This is a genomic window from Agromyces sp. NPDC056965, from assembly GCF_042673425.1.
Classification (GTDB): Bacteria; Actinomycetota; Actinomycetes; order Actinomycetales; family Microbacteriaceae; genus Agromyces.
This window is the reverse complement of the sequence record NZ_JBHURI010000135.1, coordinates 1-6,211: the sequence shown is the minus strand read 5'-3', so window position 1 is coordinate 6,211 and position 6,211 is coordinate 1. Positions and strand designations below refer to the sequence as shown.

The window sequence follows — 6,211 nt, the reverse complement described above, 5'->3', positions numbered from 1 at the left end:
CCCGGGGCAGGGCCCCGGGGCATCCGATCGCGCGTTCCCGCGCTCGCGGCGATCAGCCGATGCGGATCATCTTCTTGTTCACGAACTCGTCGGCGCCGAAGCGGCCGAGCTCGCGGCCGGAGCCGGAGCGCTTGACGCCGCCGAAGGGCAGCTCGGCGCCGTCGGCGCCGACCACGTTCACGAAGACCATGCCGGCCTCGATCTTGTCGGCGACGCGGAGCGCCTGCTCCGAGTCGGTCGTGAAGACGTAGGAGCCGAGGCCGAACGGGGTGTTGTTCGCGAGGTCGACCGCCGCGTCCTCGTCGGCGACCTTGAAGACCTGCGCGACCGGGCCGAAGAACTCCTCGTGGAACGCGTCGGAGCCGGGCTGCACGTCGGTGAGGATCGTCGCCGAGTAGTAGTTGCCGTCGCGCTTGCCGCCGTGGTGGAGCGTGGCGCCCTGTGCGACGGCGCGCTCGACCTGCTCGGCGAGGCCGTCGGCGGCCTTGGCCGACGAGAGCGGGCCGAGTGCGGTGCCGGCCTGGGCCGGGTCGCCCTCGACGACCTCGCTCATCGCGGCGGTGAACTTCTCGAGGAAGGGCTCGTAGAGGTCTTCGACGACGATGAAGCGCTTGGCCGCGTTGCAGGCCTGGCCGTTGTTGTCGACGCGGGCGAAGACGGCGGCGCCGACTGCGGCGTCGAGGTCGTCGGTCGAGAGCAGGATGAACGGGTCGGAGCCGCCGAGCTCGAGCACGACCTTCTTCAGGTGGCGGCCGGCGATCTCGGCGATCGCGGCGCCGGCACGCTCGGAGCCCGTGAGCGAGACGCCCTGCACGCGCGGGTCGGCGATGACGGTCTCGATCTGGGCGTGCGAGGCGTAGATGTTGATGTACGCGCCCTCGGGGAACCCGGCGTCGAGGAAGATCCGCTCCATCGCGGCGGCGGACTCGGGGCACTGCTCGGCGTGCTTGAGCAGGATCGTGTTGCCGATGATGAGGTTCGGGCCGGCGAAGCGCGCGACCTGGTAGTACGGGAAGTTCCACGGCATGATGCCGAGCAGCGGGCCGAGAGACGAGCGGCGGATGAGGGCCGAGCCCTCGCCCGCGAGCAGGTCGATCTGCTCGTCGGCGAGCAGCGATTCGGCGTTGTCGGCGTAGTACTCGTAGATCGCGGCGGCGAACTCGGCCTCGCCGACGGCCTGCTCGATGGGCTTGCCCATCTCTCGGACGATGATCTCGCCGAGCTCCTGTGCGCGCTCGGCGTGCAGTTCGCCCACGCGGCGGATGAGGGCGGCGCGCTCGGCGACGGTGGTGTTCCTCGACCAGTTGCGGTGCGTCTCGCTCGCCTTGGCGATGGCCGCCTGCAGCGCCTCGTCGGTGATCGTCTCGTAGGATTCGACCGTCTCGCCGGTGGCGGGATTGATCACGGCATAGCTCATGGGGTTCTCCTTCTCGGGTGCAGACACTGCACACGCGCCAGAGTTCGTCTGCCGCCGTGCATACGCTCGACTTCAAAGATATATCAGCGGATGATTCAGTTCGACCCGGATGCCGCAGGCTCGACGAGCACCCGGAGCGGCGTGCCCGGGCACGGCTCGCCGGGCCCGTCGGGGTCGGTGAGCTGTCCGACCTGCAGCGTCGGCTCGGTGGAGAGCACGACGCGGCCCTCGTCGTTCACGAGCGCGAGCGGACTCGGCACCTCGAGGAAGGCGGTGAGCAGCTCGTGCTCCAGTCGGCGCACCGAGACGTCGGCGCCGATGACGCCGACCATGCGGGTGCCGCCCGATGCGGCGCCGCCGTCGGGGGAGGCCGCCGCGTGCACGGGCATCGTCATCGTCAGGATGTAGTCGCAGGTGCAGAGGTGGTCGACGTAGGGGCCGGTCACATGCGCGTGCCGGGTCGTGGCCGGGATGCGGTACCACTCGAGGGCGCGGAAGTCGCGGAGGTACTCGGTGTAGCCGCGGGTCGTCAGGTCGAGCCGGGTCGGCTCGGTCGTCGAGCCGAGCACGGGGTTCGCGTCGAGCGGCCCGAGCCACCATGCGAAGTGCACGTCGCGCCCGCGCACGATCTCGCCGTCGGCGATGAACCCGGCGCCGACGAGCAGCGGGTCGGGCTCGGTGAGCCGGGGCAGCACGAGCTCGGCGACGACGGAGTCGAGCGCCGCGGGCCGCACCTCTGGCGCGCCGTCGATGAGCTGCTCGACCGGGGCGCGCCAGGCGGCGAGCTGATCGAAGACGCTCGCGAACACCGTGCCGACCGAGCCGGCGACGTCATGCGCTGACCGGCTCATCGAGCGCACCTCCCCGTTCGATCCTCGCCTTGGCCGCGAGGAGCGGCACCGAGAGGCCGCGCACGAGGTCGCCCGCGGACTCGCGCGCCTCCGCCGGGCGGTGGGCGGCGACGGCGCCGACGATGCGGCGGTCGAGCGCCGCGGCATCCGCTCGCTGCGCCTCGTCGTCGAGGCCGAGCAGCAGGAGCGGGCCGAACTCGGCCTGCAGCCGGATCTGCTCGCGCACGAGGCGCGCCGACTGGCTGAGCACGGCGACCTCGAGGAAGAAGCCGCCCTGATTCGTGCGAGCGGACGCCGCGGTGCCGAAGTCGGCCGCGGTGAGCCATGCTGCGAGGCGTGCGGCGTCGCCGGCGGACGCCCGCTCGGCTGCGCGTTCGGCGACCCCGGCGAGGATCGCGCCGAAGTAGACCGCCATGTCGCTGAGCTCGACCTGGGCGAGTCCGCGCAGGCGCGCCGTGATGAGTGAACGGTGGTCGGCGTCGTCGGCGACGACGAAGCTGCCGCCCTCGCGGCCGCGTCTGGTTTCGACGAGCCCGGCCTCGCGGAGGATGCCGAGGCCCTCGCGCACGGTGATGAGTGCGACGCCGAAGCGGCGGGCGAGTTCGGGCTCGCTCGGCAGGCGCTCGCCGGCGCCGAGCACTCCGAGCACGATGCCGTCGGTGAGGCGCTGCGCGACCTGCTCGGCGCGGCCCGTGTCGGCGAGCTGGGCGAACACGGCTTCGCGCGCGCCCGGTCCGACCCTCGACTCCATGCGTTCAGGCTAGTCGAGCGACTCGCCCGGAATCTCACCACCACTTGTCAGGAGGAGCTGGGACGATCCTCGAACGGGCGCCGAGGGCCGTTGTGGCGGGGCGCGGGCGGGGCGAGCCGTCCAGAAAAGAAGCGATATAGGATGATTGGGCGACCGCAGGGTCGCCGACATGCGAAGGCGGATGGGATGCACGAGCGACGGGCCGATGACGAGCCGAGCGACGGAGCGTTCCCGATGGTGCTCTCGGGCGTGCGCGTCGCCGACTTCTCGCGAGTGCTCGCCGGCCCCTACGCCACGATGATGCTCGCCGACTTCGGCGCCGACGTCGTGAAGATCGAATCCCCGGCCGGCGACGACACCCGTCACTGGCGCCCGCCCGTCGACGCGAGCGGACAGGCGACCTACTTCGGCAGCGTCAACCGCAACAAGCGCTCGGTCGCCCTCGACCTGACGGACCCCGCAGGACTCGCCGAGGCGCGCCGGCTCGCGGCCTCGGCCGATGTCGTCATCGAGAACTTCCGCCCGGGCGTCATGGACCGTTTCGGGCTCGCCTACGACGAGGTGCGCGCGGCGAACCCGGGCGTCGTCTACTGCTCGATCACGGGCTTCGGCACGGGGGAGGGCGCGGCGCTCGCCGGGTACGACCTGCTCGTGCAGGCGGTCGGCGGGCTCATGTCGATCACCGGCGCCGCCGACGGCGAGCCCGCGAAGGCCGGCGTCGCGCTCGTCGACGTGCTCACCGGGCAGAACGCCGTCGCCGGCATACTGCTCGCGCTCCGCGAGCGGGACCGCACGGGCCTCGGCCAGCGCGTCGAGGTGAACCTCCTGCAGGGGCTGCTCTCGGCGCTCACGAACCAGGCCGCGTCGACGCTCGCCACCGGAAGCCCGCCGCGACGCCTCGGCAACGCGCACCCGAGCATCGCGCCCTATGCCGTCTTCCATGCGGCCGACCGCGAGCTCGTGATCGCCGTCGGCAACGACAAGCAGTTCCGGGCGCTCGCCGCGGTGCTCGGGGATCCGGGGCTCGCGGGCGACGAGCGGTTCGCGGGCAACGTCGACCGCGTCGCGCATCGCAGCGAGCTCACGGCGGCGATCGAGGAGCGGCTCGCCGCGGCATCCGCTGCGCACTGGGTCGACGCGCTGAGCGCGGCGGGCGTGCCGGCCGGCCTCGTGAACGACGTCGCCGAGGCGATCGCGTTCGGCGAGGCGCTCGGCCTCGAACCCGTCGCCGAGATCGACGCCGGTGCGTTAACGAGCCGCACGGTCGCGAACCCGATCGGCCTCTCGGCGAGCCCCGCCGCGTACCGCACTCCGCCGCCGGCGCTCGGCGAGCACGCCGGCGCCGACTGGCACCAGACCCCCGCGAAAGGACCGCACCGATGACCACCGCCCCCACGATCGACGCCGTGTTCGACCTCGACGCCCTGCTCAGCTCCGAGGAGCGCGAGTGGCAGCTGAAGGCCCGCGCCTTCGCGCAGGACCGGCTGCTGCCGGTCATCGAGGAGGACTTCGAGGCTAAGCAGTTCCGCCGCGAGTTCGTGAAGGAGCTCGGCGACCTGGGCTTCCTCGGCATGCACCTGCAGGGCTACGGATGCGCCGGTGCCGGCGCCGTCTCGTACGGCCTCGTGTGCCTCGAGCTCGAGGCCGCCGACAGCGGCTGGCGCACCTTCGTCTCGGTGCAGGGCTCGCTCGCCATGAGCGCGATCCACAAGTACGGCTCCGAGGAGCAGAAGCAGCAGTGGCTGCCGGGCATGGCGGCCGGCGACCTCGTCGGATGCTTCGCCCTCACCGAGCCCCAGGGCGGCTCGGACCCGGCCGGCATGACGACGACCGCGCGCCGCGACGGCGACGACTGGGTGATCGACGGCGCGAAGCGGTGGATCGGCCTCGCCTCGCTCGCCGACGTCGCCGTGGTCTGGGCGAAGGTCGACGACCCGTCGTTCGCGGGCGGCGAGGGCGGTCGTGCGGTGCGCGGGTTCCTCGTGCCGACCTCGACGCCGGGCTTCACGGCGACGCCCATCGACGGCAAGCTCTCGATGCGCGCCTCGGTGCAGTGCGACATCGAACTCGACGGCGTGCGCGTCGGCGCCGACGCGATCCTGCCCGGCGCGAAGGGACTCTCCGGTCCGTTCGGGTGCCTGAACGAGGCGCGCTACGGCATCGTGTGGGGCGCGATGGGGGCCGCCCGCTCGTGCCTCGAGGCCGCGATCGAGCGCTCGACCTCGCGGGAGGTGTTCGGCAAGCCGATCGGTGCGAACCAGCTCATCCAGGCGAAGCTCGCCGACATGTTCCTCGAGGTCGAGAAGGGGATCCTCCTCGCGCTGCACCTCGGGCGGCTGAAGGAGCGCGGCGCACTCACGCCCGCGCAGATCTCGGTCGGCAAGCTCAACAGCGTGCGCGAGGCGCTCGCGATCGCGCACGAGGCACGGGCGATCCTCGCCGGCGACGGCATCACGAACGCGTGGCCGGTCATGCGGCACGCCGCGAACCTCGAGTCGGTGCGCACCTACGAGGGCACCGACGAGATCCACCAGCTGATCCTGGGGCGCGAGCTCACCGGGCTGAACGCGTTCTGAACCCCACACCATCTGGAGGACGACATGGGTGAGACGAACCGAATCGCGGATGCCGCGGGCATCGCGCCGCGCGACGAGCGGCGTCGCGATGACGCCGACGCGATCGTCACGGATCCCGGGGCGGAGGTCGACGTCGCGGTGCGGCTCGCCGCGGCATCCGGCTTCGGGCGTTCGTCGCGCGCCGACCGGGCCCGGTGGCTCGTCGCGCTCGCCGAGGCGCTCGAAGCCCACCGCGACGAGCTCGTCGCCCTCGCCGCCGCCGAGACGCACCTCAGCCCGGCGCGCCTCACCGGCGAGGTCACGCGCACCGCGACGCAGCTGCGCTTCTTCGCCGGAGTCGCCCTCGAGGGCTCGTACGTCGAGGCGACACTCGACTCGCCCGACGCGGCACTCGCGCCGCCGCGGCCCGACCTGCGGCGCATGCTGCGCCCGATCGGGGTCGTCGCGGTCTTCGCCGCCTCGAACTTCCCGTTCGCGTTCTCGGTGCTCGGCAACGACACCGCGTCGGCGCTCGCCGCGGGCTGCCCGGTCGTCGTGAAGGCCCATCCGGGGCATCCGCGGCTCTCACGTCGGGTGGTCGAGCTCGGTCGCGAGGCGCTGGCCGCCGCCGGAGCCC

Annotated in this window: 6 protein-coding genes; 3 read left to right on the top strand and 3 right to left on the bottom strand. The window is 72.5% G+C overall.

The window, feature by feature from the left end:
- Positions 1 to 52 precede the first annotated feature (52 nt).
- The 3 genes from ACFTQE_RS19680 to ACFTQE_RS19670 all read right to left on the bottom strand — a co-directional run bounded on the left by ACFTQE_RS19680 (position 53) and on the right by ACFTQE_RS19670 (position 3,019).
- Entirely contained in the window at positions 53 to 1,417 is a 1,365-nt protein-coding gene (locus tag ACFTQE_RS19680) for an NAD-dependent succinate-semialdehyde dehydrogenase (protein ID WP_376926656.1), read from the bottom strand.
- 95 nt (positions 1,418 to 1,512) lie between these two features.
- Positions 1,513 to 2,268 carry a hypothetical protein gene (locus tag ACFTQE_RS19675; RefSeq protein ID WP_376926655.1) on the bottom strand — a complete coding sequence of 252 codons (756 nt, stop codon included), beginning with the start codon at positions 2,266 to 2,268 and terminating at the stop codon, positions 1,513 to 1,515.
- Positions 2,249 to 3,019 carry a FadR/GntR family transcriptional regulator gene (locus ACFTQE_RS19670; RefSeq protein WP_376926654.1) on the bottom strand — a complete coding sequence of 257 codons (771 nt, stop codon included), beginning with the start codon at positions 3,017 to 3,019 and terminating at the stop codon, positions 2,249 to 2,251. The genes ACFTQE_RS19675 and ACFTQE_RS19670 overlap by 20 nt, the downstream gene beginning before the upstream one ends.
- A 186-nt stretch (positions 3,020 to 3,205) precedes the next feature.
- On the opposite strand from ACFTQE_RS19670, the gene ACFTQE_RS19665 reads away from it, so the two are divergent.
- The 3 genes from ACFTQE_RS19665 to ACFTQE_RS19655 all read left to right on the top strand — a co-directional run.
- The gene (locus ACFTQE_RS19665) at positions 3,206 to 4,402 is read left to right on the top strand and encodes a CaiB/BaiF CoA transferase family protein (protein ID WP_376926653.1); all 1,197 of its coding nucleotides are present in this window, start codon (positions 3,206 to 3,208) and stop codon (positions 4,400 to 4,402) included.
- A complete protein-coding gene (locus tag ACFTQE_RS19660) occupies positions 4,399 to 5,595 on the top strand; it encodes an acyl-CoA dehydrogenase family protein (protein WP_376926652.1) in 1,197 nt (398 codons plus the stop codon). Before ACFTQE_RS19665 ends, ACFTQE_RS19660 begins: the two co-directional genes overlap by 4 nt.
- 24 nt (positions 5,596 to 5,619) lie before the next feature.
- The coding region (locus ACFTQE_RS19655) for an aldehyde dehydrogenase family protein (protein WP_376926651.1) at positions 5,620 to 6,211 on the top strand (592 nt) is incomplete at its 3' end.